General features: G+C 33.0%; 15 protein-coding genes. 10 read left to right on the top strand and 5 right to left on the bottom strand.

Features of this window, described 5'->3' with window-relative positions; genetic code table 11:
* The first annotated feature begins 102 nt into the window (after window positions 1-102).
* From ABD940_RS07550 to ABD940_RS07540, 3 genes are all read left to right on the top strand, one after another.
* The gene (locus ABD940_RS07550; RefSeq protein ID WP_345201808.1) at window positions 103-1,218 is read left to right on the top strand and encodes a DEAD/DEAH box helicase; all 1,116 of its coding nucleotides are present in this window, start codon (window positions 103-105) and stop codon (window positions 1,216-1,218) included.
* A 55-nt stretch (window positions 1,219-1,273) separates the two neighbouring features.
* Window positions 1,274-1,468, top strand: coding sequence for a cold-shock protein (locus ABD940_RS07545; protein WP_345201806.1), 195 nt, complete (start codon window positions 1,274-1,276; stop codon window positions 1,466-1,468).
* Between the two features lie 238 nt (window positions 1,469-1,706).
* Window positions 1,707-2,165 (top strand): MaoC family dehydratase, encoded by a 459-nt coding sequence (locus ABD940_RS07540; protein ID WP_345201803.1) that lies wholly within the window; start codon window positions 1,707-1,709, stop codon window positions 2,163-2,165.
* 55 nt (window positions 2,166-2,220) lie between these two features.
* Here ABD940_RS07540 and ABD940_RS07535 read toward each other — a convergent pair whose 3' ends face one another.
* Genes ABD940_RS07535 through ABD940_RS07515 form a run of 5 tightly spaced genes read right to left on the bottom strand, consistent with a single transcriptional unit; the run spans window position 2,221 to window position 6,381 of the window.
* The gene (locus ABD940_RS07535; protein WP_345201801.1) at window positions 2,221-2,910 is read right to left on the bottom strand and encodes a lycopene cyclase domain-containing protein; all 690 of its coding nucleotides are present in this window, start codon (window positions 2,908-2,910) and stop codon (window positions 2,221-2,223) included.
* Window positions 2,911-3,369 carry a sterol desaturase family protein gene (locus ABD940_RS07530; RefSeq protein WP_345201798.1) on the bottom strand — a complete coding sequence of 153 codons (459 nt, stop codon included), beginning with the start codon at window positions 3,367-3,369 and terminating at the stop codon, window positions 2,911-2,913.
* A gap of 28 nt (window positions 3,370-3,397) precedes the next feature.
* Window positions 3,398-4,234, bottom strand: coding sequence for a phytoene/squalene synthase family protein (locus tag ABD940_RS07525; protein WP_345201795.1), 837 nt, complete (start codon window positions 4,232-4,234; stop codon window positions 3,398-3,400).
* Window positions 4,235-4,239: 5 nt separating this feature from the next.
* Window positions 4,240-5,709, bottom strand: coding sequence for a phytoene desaturase family protein (locus tag ABD940_RS07520; protein WP_345201792.1), 1,470 nt, complete (start codon window positions 5,707-5,709; stop codon window positions 4,240-4,242).
* Window positions 5,710-5,712: 3 nt separating this feature from the next.
* Complete coding sequence (locus ABD940_RS07515; protein ID WP_345201788.1) at window positions 5,713-6,381, bottom strand: MarR family winged helix-turn-helix transcriptional regulator; 669 nt, start codon at window positions 6,379-6,381, stop codon at window positions 5,713-5,715.
* 669 nt (window positions 6,382-7,050) lie between these two features.
* On the opposite strand from ABD940_RS07515, the gene ABD940_RS07510 reads away from it, so the two are divergent.
* The 7 genes from ABD940_RS07510 (at window position 7,051) to ABD940_RS07480 (ending at window position 16,862) form a co-directional block, all read left to right on the top strand.
* Entirely contained in the window at window positions 7,051-7,806 is a 756-nt protein-coding gene (locus ABD940_RS07510; protein ID WP_345201784.1) for an SDR family oxidoreductase, read from the top strand.
* A gap of 73 nt (window positions 7,807-7,879) precedes the next feature.
* Window positions 7,880-8,461, top strand: coding sequence for a TetR/AcrR family transcriptional regulator (locus ABD940_RS07505; RefSeq protein ID WP_345201780.1), 582 nt, complete (start codon window positions 7,880-7,882; stop codon window positions 8,459-8,461).
* Window positions 8,462-8,776: 315 nt separating this feature from the next.
* Window positions 8,777-10,195, top strand: coding sequence for an NADP-dependent phosphogluconate dehydrogenase (gndA, locus tag ABD940_RS07500; protein ID WP_345201776.1), 1,419 nt, complete (start codon window positions 8,777-8,779; stop codon window positions 10,193-10,195).
* 11 nt (window positions 10,196-10,206) lie between these two features.
* Entirely contained in the window at window positions 10,207-11,688 is a 1,482-nt protein-coding gene (gene zwf / locus ABD940_RS07495) for a glucose-6-phosphate dehydrogenase (RefSeq protein ID WP_345201773.1), read from the top strand.
* Between the two features lie 18 nt (window positions 11,689-11,706).
* A complete protein-coding gene (pgl, locus tag ABD940_RS07490) occupies window positions 11,707-12,417 on the top strand; it encodes a 6-phosphogluconolactonase (RefSeq protein ID WP_345201770.1) in 711 nt (236 codons plus the stop codon).
* Window positions 12,418-12,630: 213 nt separating this feature from the next.
* Entirely contained in the window at window positions 12,631-14,007 is a 1,377-nt protein-coding gene (locus ABD940_RS07485) for a rhamnogalacturonidase (RefSeq protein WP_345201765.1), read from the top strand.
* Window positions 14,007-16,862, top strand: coding sequence for a glycoside hydrolase family 2 protein (locus tag ABD940_RS07480; protein WP_345201761.1), 2,856 nt, complete (start codon window positions 14,007-14,009; stop codon window positions 16,860-16,862). The genes ABD940_RS07485 and ABD940_RS07480 overlap by 1 nt, the downstream gene beginning before the upstream one ends.
* Window positions 16,863-16,864: the final 2 nt, after the last annotated feature.

Raw genomic sequence — 16,864 nt, 5'->3', positions numbered from 1 at the left:
AAGTTTTGTGTGAGCTAAGCATAGAGAATTAATAATAATTCTTATAACAATTAATTCTTTTAGAAATGCATTGGCCGGAAAATACCGGAAACTGCAAAATTTATGATAAGTTTCAAAAATTTACAATTAATCAATCCAATCATTCGTGCAATCACGGAAGCGGGATATTCAAAACCGACCGAGATACAGAATGCTGTAATACCAACTATTTTAGAGAGAAAAGATTTACTGGCATCTGCTCCAAAAGGGAGCGGGAAGATTGCTGCATTTATAGTACCTATATTGCAGTTGTTAAAAAGAAATCCGACAGAACATACAAAAATCCGTGTTTTGGTCATTGCGCCTTCAGACGAAGTGGCTATCGAGATTGAAGATAAAATCAAACTGTGCAGTAAATACCTCACTCTTTTACAGCTTCGTATTAATGATGAAGAATTGGCTGAAAGTCAGCTTGCAGCTTTTAGAGAAAGAGTAGATGTTTTGGTGGCAACTCCTGAAGGGCTTTTGGAAATTGCTCAAAAAAGACCGATCAATTTTTCTAAATTAGAGATTTTGGTTTTGTATGATGCAGACAAAATGCTTGAAAAAACTCTGATAAACAGAGTGAAAAATATTCATAAACTGATTCCTAAAAATATACAAACACTAGTCTTTTGTACGACGACCTCAGATGAGGTGAGAAAATCTGTTTCATCATTCCTGAGAAATCCTGTGGAGATTATTGTAAATTCGGGATCAGTGGCAATAGAAAATATTTCGCAGTGTGTATATTTTGTTGAAAAAAGAGATAAATCAGGGTTACTGATCGATTTGATTAAAAACAACAAAACGGAAAGCTCGTTGATCTTTACACACAGTAAGTATATCGCCGATGAGCTGGTGCTCAATCTGGAAAATGCAGGGATAAGTACAGGATCAATTCATGGTAATAGATCTCAAACTGCTAAAAATAGTGTTTTGGATGATTTCAGGAACGGAAAAATTCAAATTTTGGTCACTACGGATATTGCGGCAAAAGGAATTAATATAGATCAATTATTCAATATGGTAAATTATGACCTTCCGAATATTCCGCAAACCTATATACAAAGAATTGAAAGAATAGGAAGATTGGGAAGTGAAGGTTCTTTGATTTCATTTTGTACGGCAGACGAACACATGGATTTAAAAAATATCCAGAATCTGATAGGTTTTACAATGCCTGTCGGATCATTTTAAGAATAAAGCTGTAAAGTTTACAGATTATAATATACAATTTTTAATAATAATTACAATGCAACAAGGCACAGTAAAGTTTTTCAATGAAGCAAAAGGCTTCGGATTTATTTCTCCTGCAGATGGGAGTAAGGACATATTTGTACATTCTTCTGGATTGATTTCAAGATCGATTCGTGAAAATGACAAAGTAACTTTTGATGTTCAAAATAGCGAAAGAGGTTTGAATGCTGTTAATGTAAAATTAGCATAATTCAAAAGTCATTTAAATTACATCGTTAAAAATCGTTGTATGGGCAATACTATTGTCATACTCATATTACACTTCAATATTTTATATATTGTTTGAACAAATATTGATGTTGGTTACATCGTTTTTTTTCATGTTCATCAACCTCTTGCTTTATGCGAGAGGTTTTAATCATGTAAAGAATTTTATTTAGTGATTTTAAAATATATTATGAGATTCTTCCAATTAAATACATACTAAAATGATTGTTATCAACAATTTTGATGAATATAAATCGCTGGAAGGAACGCTGGTCGGAACTTCTTCATGGCACGTCATAGATCAGAATCAGATCAACAGGTTTGCAGATGCAACTCTGGATCATCAGTGGATTCATACCGATGAACAAAGAGCAATGAATGAGAGCCCTTATCATTCTACAATAGCTCATGGATATCTTACACTTTCACTGATTCCTTATCTCTGGAAACAAATTGCAGAGGTTAGAAATATCAGTATGGAAATTAATTACGGAATCGAAAATTTTAAATTTGGTCAGCCTGTGAAAGTTAATGATGAGGTATGTCTGCAGGCAAAAATTAAGTCTGTTACAGATCTTAAAGGAACTGTAAAAGTTGTTGTTTTAGCCAAACTCCTTATTAAAAATCAATTAAAACCCGCATATACGGGAGATGTTGTGTTTCTTTATCATTTTGCCTGATATACAGAATGATATATAGTTTTTCCTGATAATCGGGAAAAGTCTTTTGCAGATATTATGTTTTCGGCTGTTTGAACTTCTGAAATAAATAGATATTCCACAAGATCAGTTCATAACCATAAACTGTATCTTCAATGGGAATCGTTAAAATTCTTATTCCTAAAAAATCATTTGGGTTGTAATTGACAATGGGAGATTCCAGTCCGGTTCCGGTTAAAATTCCATTGACCAGTAAAAATCCAGGCATCAATAATAAATAAATGAAAGAAGCTTTACCGATCCACCTTTGTTTCAATAAAAAATAAAGAATAAATAGACTTGCTGAAGTCGTTAGGAATGTAAATGAAGTGTAGATTTTTTCTTTAAAGGAAATTCCAACAATTAATGCGAGAATAATACTTATTATTACAAAAATCTTTTCAGGTAAAGGTTTCCAGTCCAGTTTGAAAAATTTATCCAGACAGAAATAGGTAAAAACGCAGGAGAAAGGAATACAGATAAAAAATAAAATTTCTTCAACAGGAAGATTTAAAATCCTGATTCCCAAAAGATATTTATCATTAAACCACCAAACTCCATTTTTTGTAAACCATACATCCCAAACAATAAAAACGAAGCCAACAAGTAAAGACGCCCCGAAAAATGCTCCGAAATGTCTGTTGAATTTTATTTTATGATGAAAAGAAAAAATAAAACATATAATAACGGTGAAAAAATCGATGAGAAGGTAGGTGTAGGAAAGCATTTATGATTTATTTTTATTAAAGAACATCTTGAAGTATTTTACAGGAACCCAAAGAAAACCAAAACATTCACCTCTTTCTTTACCAGTATGTTTGTGATGCTGTTTGTGAGCTCTTCTTATTGCCAAAAGATAAGGATTCTGAGTATCTCGTAAAAATTTGATTCTCTGATGAATAAATATATCGTGCACAAAAAAATAAGCCATCCCGTAAAGCGCAATTCCAACGGCTATATAAAACCAATAGTTAAAACCCTGAATTGTACCGTAATACATCAAAATAATAGTAGGAACGGCAAAGATGACAAAAAAATAATCATTCTTTTCCATATGACCTTCATTGCTGTGATCATGATGATCTTTATGCAACGCCCACAAAAATCCGTGCATGATGTATTTGTGAATCAGCCAGGTCATTCCTTCCATAACGAAAAAGGTGATAACTACGATTAGAAAGTTCATTCTCTTATTTGTTTAAAGTAAATATTTTCTATAAAAGAGAGGTTTTGTATTGCAGATAACTGCTCATCATCAGAGAGATTTTTGCTCCATTGGAGATTCTTATTCTTCCGTTCATGATGTTTGTAGCAGATCTTCTTTTAATTTTTCTGAATAAAGAAATATAATATCGGTAAGCTAAATAAACTCCGAAACGTGATGAACTTGGCAGTTTTTTTATCCCTTCCAGAGCTTCTTTGAATTCCTGATCAATATCTTTTTCAATGGAAAGTTTAACGGTATTATCAAATGAAGAAATATCAAGATCCGGGAAATAACATCTTCCCAAAATATCAAAGTCATCCTTCATATCTCGCAGAAAATTGACTTTTTGGAATGCAGAACCCAATTTCATGGCAAATGGTTTTAGTTTTTCAAACTGTTCTGTATTTCCTCCGACAAATATTTGTAAACACATCAAGCCAACTACTTCAGCGGAACCAAGGATATATTCTTTATATAAATCAGAATTGTAATCAATTTTTTCAAGATCCATCTCCATGCTTCTTAGAAACTGATCAATAAGTTGTACATTGATATTATATTGATGAACGGTTTCCTGAAATGACTGTAAAATAGGATTTAAAGAAATTCTTTCATCCAAAGCCTGCCAAGTTTCATTTCTGAATCTTTGAAGCAGTTTTCCTTTATCATAATCGTGAAAACTGTCTACAATTTCATCCGCAAGACGAACATAGCCATAAATTGCATAAATTGGATTTCTGATATCGGTTGCAAGGGCAAGAATTCCCAGTGAAAAACTGGTGCTGTATTGTTTCGTCGTCTCTTTGCTGACTTTATAAGAGAGTTCGTCAAATAATCTTTTCATAGTAATCAATTTTTGGTGGCTTCGTGGGCAGCTATTTTTCCGGAAATTATTGAAGGGGGAACTCCTGGTCCCGGTACGGTAAGCTGACCTGTATAAAAGAGATTTTTTAATTTTTTATTTCGTAATGATGGTTTTAAAACTGCCGTCTGAGAAAGCGTATTGGCAAGTCCGTAAGCATTTCCCTGATAAGCGTTGTAATCTTCTTTAAAATCTTTGATGCAATAGCTTTTTTTATATTCAATTTTTGACATCAGATCAGAAATTCCCGTATGCTTTTCCAATCTTGAGATCATTTCTTTAAAATATAGTTCTCTGGTTTCTTCAGAATCTTCTATTCCTGTTGCAACCGGCATCAAAAGAAAAAGGTTCTCGCAATTTTCGGGAGCTACAGAAGAATCAGTTTTCGAAGGACAACACACGTAAAACAAAGGTTTTGTAGGCCATTTTTTGTCAGTGTAAATTTCTTCCGTATGAAGATCTAAGTCATTTTCAAAAAATAGGGTATGATGCTTAAGTTTTGGAATTTTTTCTTTACATCCTAAATAATAAATAAGACATGAAGGCGCAAAAGTCCGTTTCTCCCAATATTTTTCATCATAATTCCGGAATTCTTCAGGCAAAAGTTGTGATTCTGTGTGATGATAATCGGAAGAAGCGATAATCACATCAAAATCAATCTCCTGTTGATTAATTATCAAACCTGAAACTTGATTATTCTTTACAATAATTTTCTCCACGTTGGAATTGCAATTAATTTTTGTTCCATTTTCCTCAGCAATTTCCTTCATTGCATCAATAATTTTTGAAAAGCCACCCATCGGATACCAAGTTCCTAACTTATAACCTCCGTAATTCATCAGGCTGTACAAGGCGGGAATATCTTTTGGCGCAGCTCCCAGAAAGATTACAGGAAATTCCATTAACATAATCAGCTTTGGATTTGTGAAATATTTCCTTACAAAACTCTGAAAATTCGATAGTAAATCTAATTTTAAAGCACTTTTTGCGATCTTAGGCGAAACAAATTCCCACCAAGAATGACAGGGCTTGTTGACAAAATTTTTCATACCCACTTCATATTTGTATTGGGCATCATCCATAAATTTATCCAGCATTTTTCCTGCACCGGATTCGGTTTTTTCAAAAAGATCTTTCATTTCTTCATAATTGTGAGGAATTCCCATAACGCCATTAGAAAAAACCATTTCAAATTGCGGATCGAGCGGAACAAGCGTATAAAAATCAGACGCTTTTCTGCCAAATTCTTCAAAAAAAGATTCAATAATATCGGGCATCCAATACCAACTGGGTCCCATATCGAAAGTATAACCGTTTTCAGTTTTAAAATTTCTGGCTCTTCCGCCTAAATCATTATTTTTTTCAAACAAATGAACTTCATGACCATCTTTTGAAGCATGAGCAGCAGCAGATAACCCTGAAAAACCCGAACCTATGACCGCAATTTTCTTTTTCATACCTTAATTTTTAAATGGGTATTCTTCGTAAACGGTTTTGATGAGATCTTTGCTGTTTATGTTTCTGGAAAATATAGGATAATGAAAGCGGTCAAGTTTATTAAGGATATTGATAAGATCCATCTTTTCATGATGAGTAAGATTTCCGGCTACAATTTCTGTTGCGCTTCTTATTTTTTGCATGTGTTTATCCAGAGTTTCAATTCCTTTTTCTGTAATATTGATGATTTTATTTCGTTTATCTATTTCAGATTCAGATTGTTCGATCCATCCATGTTTCAGTAATCTCGCAATGATCAGCATTCCTGAAGGTTTATCCTGAATGTTTTTCTTGATAAGTTCCATTTTAGTCATACTTCCGAAAGCTTTTAAATTAATCAGATAAATAAAATCTTCCTGCGTAGAAAAATCGGAATCTGCAATAGCCGATTTTGAGTAGGTTTTAGCATATCTGTTTAAATGAACAAGTAAAGTACTAATAGCACTTTCTGGAGTTCTTCCGTTTTCTTTTCCTTCCCAATAAGGTTCGTCTTTGTATTTATTATCAGAGCTTTCCTTATCACTTATCCACTTTTTAAAACCCTGGATATCGTGAGAATAAGAATTTGTTATATTTTCAGCTTCAAACTGTTCCAATAATCCGATAACTTCTTTTGTGATTGTATAGTTCATGACAATATTTTACTGTATAAATATACTTTTAAATTTTAAATTAGTATATAAGTATACTTTTTATTATCATTTTTCATGCCAAAAATGAGATCTGTTAAACTCTGAATTTGCATAAAACGTGTATAATGTTATAAGTTTTTATGCAGACTAAGTAGAATTTTAAGTTGAGAAATGCTCACTGTATATATCAATACAGAAAAATGACTTTTACATCGATAAGTATGAGATAATATTGTTTAAACAAACTGATTCAATTGCTTTGAATCATCTCAAAAAAATCTGATAATGGAAATTGTAATATTTTAATTATGAACTTATTTAATATTTTGTTCTATTTTAAACCTACTTTTATACAATTCATGAACAAGGTATTTCTCATTTTAAACGATACAGAATTCCTTTTAAAATCTCTTCAATATATAAGACTACGGCTTCGAGTATGGCTTCCATCCAATTTAACAAATAAAATATTCTATCTTTTTTATTGCAATTCAAAATTGCTAATTTTCTAAAAATTTTTCTCTAAAAAAAGCTTAAGCAGAGTTTAGAATAATAAGGAGATAATATTTTTAACAAAAATTTAACATATTTAATTTTGGAACAATCGTTCCGTTATTGTAATTTTGTCCCATCAAATTTTAATAATCAATAATTTAAAACAATTTAAAAATGAAAAATTTAGAAAACAAAGTAGCAATCGTTACAGGTGGAAACAGTGGAATAGGATTGGCAGCAGCAGCAGAATTGTCAGCACAAGGTGCTAAAGTAATTGTAACAGGAAGAAATAAAGAATCTTTGGTAAATGCAGAAAATGAATTGAAAAATGTAACAGGGGTTCAGGCTGATCAATCAGATTTAAAATCAATTGATAGCTTAGTGGAGCAGGTTTCTTCTCAATTTGGTAAAGTCGATATTGTGTTTTTAAATGCAGGAATTGCTGCCTTTGCTCCTGTTGATTCAGCATCTGAAGAACATTATGACAGTATTATGAATGTGAATGTTAAAGGAACATATTTCACGGTTCAAAAACTTTTGCCTATCCTGAACGATGGGGCATCAATTATTTTTAATACTTCCGTGAATGCTCATTTAGGTATGCCAAATTCAAGTGTTTATGCTGCGAGTAAAGCTGCGATATTATCCTTAAACCGTGTTTTTGCTGCAGAATTAGCATCAAGAAAAATCAGAGTGAATGCTGTTTCTCCTGGTCCTGTTGAAACTCCGCTTTATGGTAAATTAGGGTTAGCAAAAGAAGAAGTAGAAGGATTCGGAGCTGTTTTAGGACAGAAAATTTTATTAAAACGTTTCGCACAGACTCATGAAATAGCAAAAGCAGTTGGTTTTCTTGCTTCAGATGACTCATCGTTCATTACAGGAACTGAAATTGTTGTTGATGGAGGCTTAACAGTTAATCCTGTAGTTTAAATTTTTTTTTGACTAATTCAGGAATGATTATTCCGTTATTTTCTTATCTTTGTTTAAATGAAATTTTGAAATCATGGCAAGAACAAAAGAATTTAATGAAGAACAGGCTTTAGATAAAGCAATTGAAATTTTTTGGCACAAAGGCTATAACGGAACTTCTGCGCAGGACTTAGTAACTCATCTTGGATTAAGCCGTTCCAGTTTATATGATACTTTTGGCGATAAGCAAAAATTATTTGCACAATCATTAAAAAGATATCAACAACAATCTCAGGATAAAATAGCAGATCTTTTCGAGAATTCAGAAAATATAAAAGAAACACTGCTTGGTATTTTCAAAGAAGCAATTGTCGAAAGTCTTGAAGATCGAATTACAAAAGGTTGTTTTATGGTCAATTCTTCAGTTGAACTTGCTATGCATGATAAAGAAATTGAAAAAATTGTTCAGAATAACGGACAGATTATGGAAGAGGTTTTTACAAAAGCTGTTCAAAAAGGGCAGGATTTAGGACAAATTTCTACTAAACTTGATGCGAAAATTTTGGCAAGATTTATTTTTAATAATTATTCAGGAATTAGAGTTTTGGCTCGTACGGGAGAAAGGAATAAACAAGTTTATGATGATATCGTTAAAGCCGTGTTCTCTGTATTATAAAATTGAATTACAATAATTATTTCAGAGAATAATTTTATCTAAATTTTAAAAACCATGTCTTAAATATATGAAGACATGGTTTTTACTTATAAAATCTAGATTTATGATTAATTGATTTTCAATTTTTTAAATAGTATTTGTTTTGTTCTGATTAAATATATAAGTTTAAATTTAGTACAAAAATATATCATCTTTATGATATTGCAAACTGCTAATATATAAGGAATAGAAATTTTCTTTTTCCTTATATTTTTTTCCTCATCTACATTTCCGTAATTTTACTCTCTGTAAATAAAATTCTTAGTAAAAATAAAAATGGAAAATTATAATTACGGGGTCATCGGTCTCGGAGTAATGGGGCGTAATCTCCTTTACAATATAGCCGATAACGGTTTTTCTACCGCTGGATTCGATCTTGATGAAGAGAAAGTAAAGGTATTGCAGGAAGGTGCAACCGCAAACATGAAAGTGAAAGGAACTGGTTCTTTGGAAGATTTCGTTTCTGCATTGGAAATTCCAAGAAAAATTATCCTTATGGTTCCTGCAGGAAAACCTGTAGATTCTGTTTTGGAAAATATTACACCGCTTCTGAGCAAAGGCGATATTGTTATCGACGCAGGAAATTCTTATTTCAAAGATACGGATAGACGTATTACAGATTTAGCTTCAAAAGATCTTCATTTCATGGGAATGGGAGTTTCCGGGGGTGAAAAAGGTGCTAGAACAGGACCAAGTATTATGCCCGGTGGAGATTTGGAAGCATTTAATTTGCTTAAACCAATGTTGGAATCGATTGCAGCAAAAGTTGATGGAGAAGCTTGTACCGCTTATATGGGGAAAAGTTCTGCCGGAAACTATGTGAAAATGGTTCACAACGGAATTGAGTACGCCATCATGCAATTGATAAGCGAAGCTTATGATCTATTAAAAAGAGGTGCAAACTTAAATAATGATCAGCTTTACGAAGTTTTCAAGGAATGGAATAATGGCGAAATGAATTCTTTCTTAATTGAAATCACAAGAGATATTTTCCAGCAAAAAGATGATGTAACGGAAGGTTATTTAGTTGACCAGATCTTGGATAAAGCCGGAGCAAAAGGAACCGGAAAATGGACTTCTGAACAAGCAATGGAAATTGGAGTTTCTATTCCGACTATTGATATTGCAGTAACCTCGAGAATTTTATCTGCCTATAAAGATGAGAGAGTAAAAGCTTCTCAATTATATTCTGAAAAAGAGATTACAAATCCTGAAAATACAGAATTATTCATCAAAGAAGTGGGTGAAGCTCTTTATTTGGCTACTTTGATCAGCTATGCACAAGGTTTAGCTTTATTGGTAAAAGCTTCCGAAGAATATGGTTTTGATATTCCTTTAAAAGATGTTGTGAAAATCTGGAGAGGTGGATGTATCATTCGTTCTGTACTGTTAGAGAAATTCTATTCGGCTTATATTCAAGATGAAAATTTATCTAATATTTTACTGAATAAAGAAATTTCTGAAATCGTAAAATCAAAAATTAAATCTCTAAGAAAAACTGCAGCTTTTGCCGTTTCAAACGGAATTTCAAGCTTAGGAATTCAGACAGCTTTAGGGTATTTTGATGCTTATACTACAGAATCTCTGCCTGTAAATTTAATTCAGGCTCAACGCGATTATTTCGGAGCACATACTTATCAACGAATTGATAGAGAAGGTGTTTTTCATACCTCTTGGCAAAATCTAAATAATTAAAATTCGGAAAAATGAGTGAAAATATAATCTTGAAGCCAACGACGATCATCATCTTTGGCGCAACAGGAGATTTGGCAAAAAGAAAACTTTTTCCGGCATTTTATAATTTATACATTGATGGCAGAATGCCAAAAGGTTTTAATATTATAGCTTTAGGAAGAGCAGATAACAGCGATGAATATTTTAAAAATTACATCAAAGAAAATCTGGAAGGTTTCTCAAGAAAAAAAATAACGGCAGAAGATTGGGCTGGTTTTCAGGCTCATATCACTTATTTTCAACATCAGTTGGATGAAGTGGATTCTTATGAAAATCTGCGTGGAAAATTAGAGAAATTCGATACGGTTTACGGAACAAGAGGAAACAGATTGTTTTATTTATCGATCGGGCCTAATTTTGTTTCTACTATTTCCAATCATATTAAAAATACATCTTTAGCTTCTGATGCTCAGAAAGATCGTATTATTATAGAAAAACCTTTTGGTCATAACAAACAATCGGCGATTGAGCTAAACAGTTTATTGGCGGAAGCTTTTGAAGAAGAACAAATTTATCGTATCGACCATTATTTGGGTAAAGAAACGGTACAGAATATATTGGCATTTAGATTTGGAAATTCAATTTTTGAGCCATTATGGAATCAGAAACATATTGAATCTGTACAAATTACGGTTGCTGAAGAAGTAGGTGTTGAAACAAGAGGAAGTTTCTACGAACAAACCGGAGCATTGAGAGACATGATCCAAAACCATTTATTGCAGATTCTTTGTATGGTTGCAATGGAACCGCCAGCTTCATTAGAATCTGGCGAGATCAGAGATCGTAAAGTTGATGTTTTAAAATCAATTCGCAGAATTTCTTCCGATAAAGTAGATCATTACGCAGTAAGAGGTCAATATGGAAAAGGGACAATCAATAAAGTAAAGGTAAAAGGCTATCGTCAGGAAGAAGGAATTGCTGAAGATTCAAATACGGAAACTTTTGCGGCGGTAAAATTCTATCTGGACAATGAAAGATGGCAGGATGTTCCTTTCTACGTTCGTACAGGAAAAAAAATGCACGAAAAACATTCTTATATTACCATTCAGTTCAAACCGCTTCCACATTCTACATTTTCAGAAAGCTCACAATTATTGTCTGCTAATAGGTTGATTATCAATATTCAGCCATTGATGGATATCAGATTGCAGTTTATGACCAAAATGCCTGGACTTTCATTAGATTTAAAACCTGTAGAAATGATTTTTGATTATTTCGCATGTCAGGAAAATACTCCGGAAGCCTACGAAACTTTGCTATTGGACGCGCTTTTGGGAGATTTGACATTGTTTATGCGTTCCGATCAGGTGGAAGAAGCTTGGGATGTTGTAAAAACAATTCAGGAAGCTTGGGAAAGTACCAAAGATTCATCATTTCCAAATTATGAAGCGGGAAGTTGGGGACCGGAAGACAGTTTTGCATTGGTGGAAAGACAAGGTCACAAGTGGGTTTAATTAATTAAAATTAAAAGAATGAATATCATAGTATTTGATGATTTAGATACATTATATAAAAAGGCAGCGGATACATTTGTTGATCTTTCAGAAAAATCTATTAATAAACACAACCGCTTTGTTGTTGCATTAAGCGGAGGTTCTTCTCCAAAAGCTATTTTTAAATTGTTGGCGACTGAAGAATATTCACAAAAAATCGACTGGAATAAAATCTATTTTTTTTGGGTAGATGAAAGATGGGTTTCTTTGGAAGACGAAAAAAGTAATGCAAAAATGACCTTTGAAACACTTTTGGATAAAGTTCCGGTGAATAAAGATCAGATTTTTCCAATGTATAAAGATGGAATAAAACCTGAAGATTATGCTAAAGAGTATGAGATGCAGATCAAAAATATTCTTGGAAATGAAGGTTCTTTCGATTTCATTTTGCTGGGAATGGGCGATGATGGTCATACAGCATCTTTATTTCCGGGTGAACCTGTTTTGCATGAAAATGAAAAATGGGTAGATGCATATTATCTGAAACCTCAGGAAATGTTCAGGATTACTTTGACGGCTCCGGTTATTAATAAAGCTGAAAATATTTTGGTTGTAGCGTTCGGCGAATCAAAAAAACATGCTTTGAATGAAGTTTTGAATGGAGAATACAATCCAGAACTATATCCATTGCAGCTTATTAAGAAAAAAGAAGGTTTTCAGTTTTTTACAGACGAAAAAGCAAAAGGATAAGATTTATAAATAAAAATTCTTTTCTTAAAGAATAAAACAGCGTTGTTAATTTTAATAACGCTGCTTTTTATTTCAATATTTTTAATGTTTAATTATTTTTCACCCTCTTTCTACTAACATGAAAGAGCAGGATGCTGTAAGTTCCCAAAATGTATATTTTTATTTTTGTTAATTGGTTTAATTAAAATAATTCAGGATTTTCTGAAAAAGATTATGAAATTTCAAAACATATCAAATTTTTTATTAACTCTATTTGTTCTTTTTATATTTTCTGCGGAAGTGAAAAGTCAGGATAAATTTCCGGATGGAACTACAATTCCAAAATGGTTTAAAGAAAACAAACCTACAGATATTAATAAATTAGGCAAAAAATATATCATTACAGATTTTGGCGTGAAGAATGATAGTACAATTCTTCAGACAAAACAACTTCAAAGCATCATCGATGAAGCTTCAAAAAGCGGAGGAGTAATTATCATTCCGAAAGGAACATTTCTCATCAGTTCGCTTTTCTTCAAACAAGGAACCCATTTATATTTAGAAAACGGAGCAAAATTAAAAGGAAGCGACGACATCAACGATTTCCCTGTCGTGACAACAAGAATGGAAGGTCAGACAGTAAAATATTTTCCGGCTTTAATCAATGCAGATGGATTAGACGGTTTCACAATTTCTGGAAAAGGAATGCTTGACGGAAACGGACTTCGATTTTGGAAATCCTTCTGGAAAAGACGCGAATGGAATCCTAAATGCACCAATATGGACGAAATGAGACCTAGAATCATCTATGTTTCAAATTCCAAAAATGTACAAATTGAAGGAATTACCGTAAAAAATTCACCATTCTGGAGTACACATTATTATAAAAGTGAATTTGTAAAATTATTAAATTTAACAATCTTAGCTCCAAAAGAACCTGTAAAAGCACCGAGTACAGATGCTATTGATATTGATGCCTGTTCAAATTTCCTGGTTAAAAACTGTTACATGTCGGTAAATGACGACGCCATCGCTTTGAAAGGTGGGAAAGGTCCAAAAGCAGACAAAGCTCCTGAAAATGGAGAAAACAGAAACATCATTATCGAAGACAATACTTTCGGATTCTGCCATTCTGCTTTGACTTGCGGAAGCGAATCGATTCACAATTACAACATCGTTTTCAGAAATTCTATAGTGAAAGATGCATCAAGATTATTGCACTTGAAAATGCGTCCAGATACGCCTCAACATTACGAATACATCACGCTCGACAATATCAAAGGAAATGTAAAAACGTTTTTATATGTAAAAGGTTGGAGCCAGTTTTTTGATTTAAAAGGAGAAGAGAAACCGAAAACCAGATTAGCAAATAATATTATATTGAAAAATATCGATATCAGTTGCGAAACTGCTTTTGATATTGAAAAATCAGATTTGTATGAATTGAAAGATTTTACTTTTGAAAATTTGAAAATTAAAGCTTTAAAGCCTGAAGAACAAAATTTAAATGTGATTCAAAATTTAAAGCAAACCAAAGTCAATGTGACGAAAGTAGCTTCTCTTACGCAGTCTTACGATAAAAAAGACGACTCCGACACTGCTGCAAAATAATGAGTTTTTCTTCCAAAATATTCGCTATTTTATGTGTCTGTTCACAGCTTTTATTTTCTCAGTCTAAAGAAATTCAATTCTTAACTGGGAAAGATGCTGAACATACAAAAGAATGGGATTTTTGGATAAATTCAGGACGAAAATCGGGAAGCTGGAGCAGAATAAATGTCCCTTCTCATTGGGAACAACAAGGTTTCGGTTCGTACAATTACGGACGCGATTATGTAACGTATGGTAAAAACTTCAAATTTCACGACGAAACGGGTTTGTACAAACATAAATTCACCGTTCCCAATTCCTGGAAAGGAAAAATAATCAACATTGTTTTCGAAGGTTCAATGACTGATACAGAAGTGAAAATCAATGGAAAAGTAGCAGGAGCAATTCATCAGGGCGCTTTTTATGAATTTAAGTATGACATTTCAGATAAAATTCAATTCGGAAAAGAAAATATTTTAGAGGTAAAAGTTTCCAAAATGTCGGCAGATAAATCCGTCAACAATGCAGAACGTTTGGCTGATTATTGGATTTTAGGCGGAATTTTTCGACCTGTTTATTTGGAAGCCAATCCGAAAGAACATATTTCATCAACAGCTATTCAGGCTAAAGCAGACGGTACTTTTCGTTCAAATATTTATTTAAATGAAATCAATTCTGCCAATAATATAAAAGTAGAATTATTTGATGTTAAAAATAATTTAGTTGGCGAATCTCAGGTTCAAATTCAAAAAGGAGATACTTTAAAACAGATTCAGTTTTCCGTTAAAAGTCCAAAACTTTGGACGGCAGAAACTCCGAATTTGTACAAAGCAAAATTTACTTTAAATAAAAACAAAAAAATAATCAGTCAAACCGAAGAAAAATTCGGCTTCAGAACAATAGAAATCCGAAAAGGCGACGGAATTTTCATCAACGGAACAAAAGTGAAAATGAAAGGTATCAACCGTCACGTTTGGTGGCCGGAAACGGGTAGAGCGGTTACAGAAAATATCGATTTAATGGACGTTCAGCTCATCAAAGAAATGAATATGAATGCCGTTCGCTGTTCACATTATCCACCGAATAAATCGTTTCTGAAAATTTGCGATTCGCTCGGTTTGTATGTTTTGGATGAATTGGCGGGTTGGCAAAAAAAATACAGCACCGAAGTAGGGAAAAAGCTTGTAAAAGAAATGGTGACGAGAGATGCAAATCATCCTTCGATTATTTTTTGGAGCAACGGAAATGAAGGCGGGCATAATTTTGATTTGGATGCAGAATTTGCAAAATACGAATTGTCAAATCGTCCCGTAATTCACGCTCATCACAAACCAGGAAACGCTTTCAACGGAATCGATTGCAATCATTACGAAGATTATTACAGCACAAAAAATATCCTTGAAGGTGAAAATATTTATATGCCAACCGAGTTTTTACACGCACAGGACGACGGTGGTGGCGGAACTTCTTTGGCCGATTATTGGGAACTTCACTGGAATTCCAAAAAAGCAGCGGGCGGTTTTTTATGGGCTTTTGCGGATGAAGGTTTGGTGCGAACAGATTTCAATAACCAGATTGATGTGAACGCAATCAACGCACCGGATGGAGTTTTGGGGCCGCATCGAGAAAAGGAGGGAAGTTTTTATGCTATTCGTGAAATTTACAGTCCTGTAAAAATCGATTTGAAATCGTTACCAAATGATTTTAACGGAAATATTCCTGTTGAAAACCGTTATCATTTTACAAATTTAAAGGATTGTCAGTTTGAATGGAAACTAATTAAGTTTAAAACACCATTTTCCTCAGAATCCGGTTTTGATATTATTAAAACGGGAAAAATTGAATCACCCAATATTAAACCAACTGAAAAAGGAAATATCAATTTAAATCTTCCTTCAAATTGGAAAGAAAATGAAAGTTTATTGTTAACGGCAACCGATATTTTCGGAAAAGAAATTTACACGTGGACTTGGAAATTGAAGTCGAATGATGAAATTTCAAAACAGTTTTCAAAATCTTTAATCAAAGAATTTCCGGTTTCTGTGGCTGAAAATGAAAATGAGCTTATTTTAAAATCAGACGAAAAAGAATTTATCATTGGTAAAAAAGATGGCTTATTAAAATCAGTTATTGTCGATAAAAAAGGCAAAAAAATGACTTTCAAAAATGGCCCTGTTTTCGTAAACGGAACAATGGAGCTGTCTTCTATTAAATCTTTTGCTGAAGGAAAAAATCAACTGATTGAAGTCAATTATAAAAACGGAAATAAAATCATCTGGAAACTCAATTCAAACGGGATTTTAGAACTCAATTACGAATATTCTTTGTCGGGAGATTATCAATTTTCGGGCGTAAGTTTCGATTATCCTGAAAATTATGTCATCAGCGCAAAATGGCTTGGAAAAGGACCTTATCACGTTTGGAAAAACCGTTTGCAGGGACAGACTTATAATGTTTGGCAGAATTTAAAAAACTCAACACGAACCGGACAATCACCGTGGATTTATCCTGAATTTAAAGGCTATTTTGATGACGTTTCATGGTTGCAATTAGATACAGCAGAAGGAAAAATTACGGTCGGAACAAAGGAAGAAAAGATGTTTGTCAGACTTTTCGATTTTTACGGAATTTACGGAGCAGAAGGTTATCCGAAATTGCCAAGCGGAAATATTTCATTTTTAGATGCAATTCCGCCATTGGGAACTGTTTTGGCGTTTAACATTAACGATAAAACCGAATCTTTAGGATTGGAAAGCGAACCGAATCATTTGAACGGAATTTTTAAAAGAACTTTGTATTTCTACTTCGGGTTGCCGGATTTGGGCGATGAAAATAAACAGTTTACAATGCCAAAAGAAAATATTTTAACAGATTAAAT

This window comes from Chryseobacterium ginsengisoli, assembly GCF_039542325.1.
GTDB classification, from domain to species: Bacteria; Bacteroidota; Bacteroidia; order Flavobacteriales; family Weeksellaceae; genus Chryseobacterium; species Chryseobacterium ginsengisoli.
This window is presented reverse-complemented; position numbering and strand designations above follow the sequence as displayed.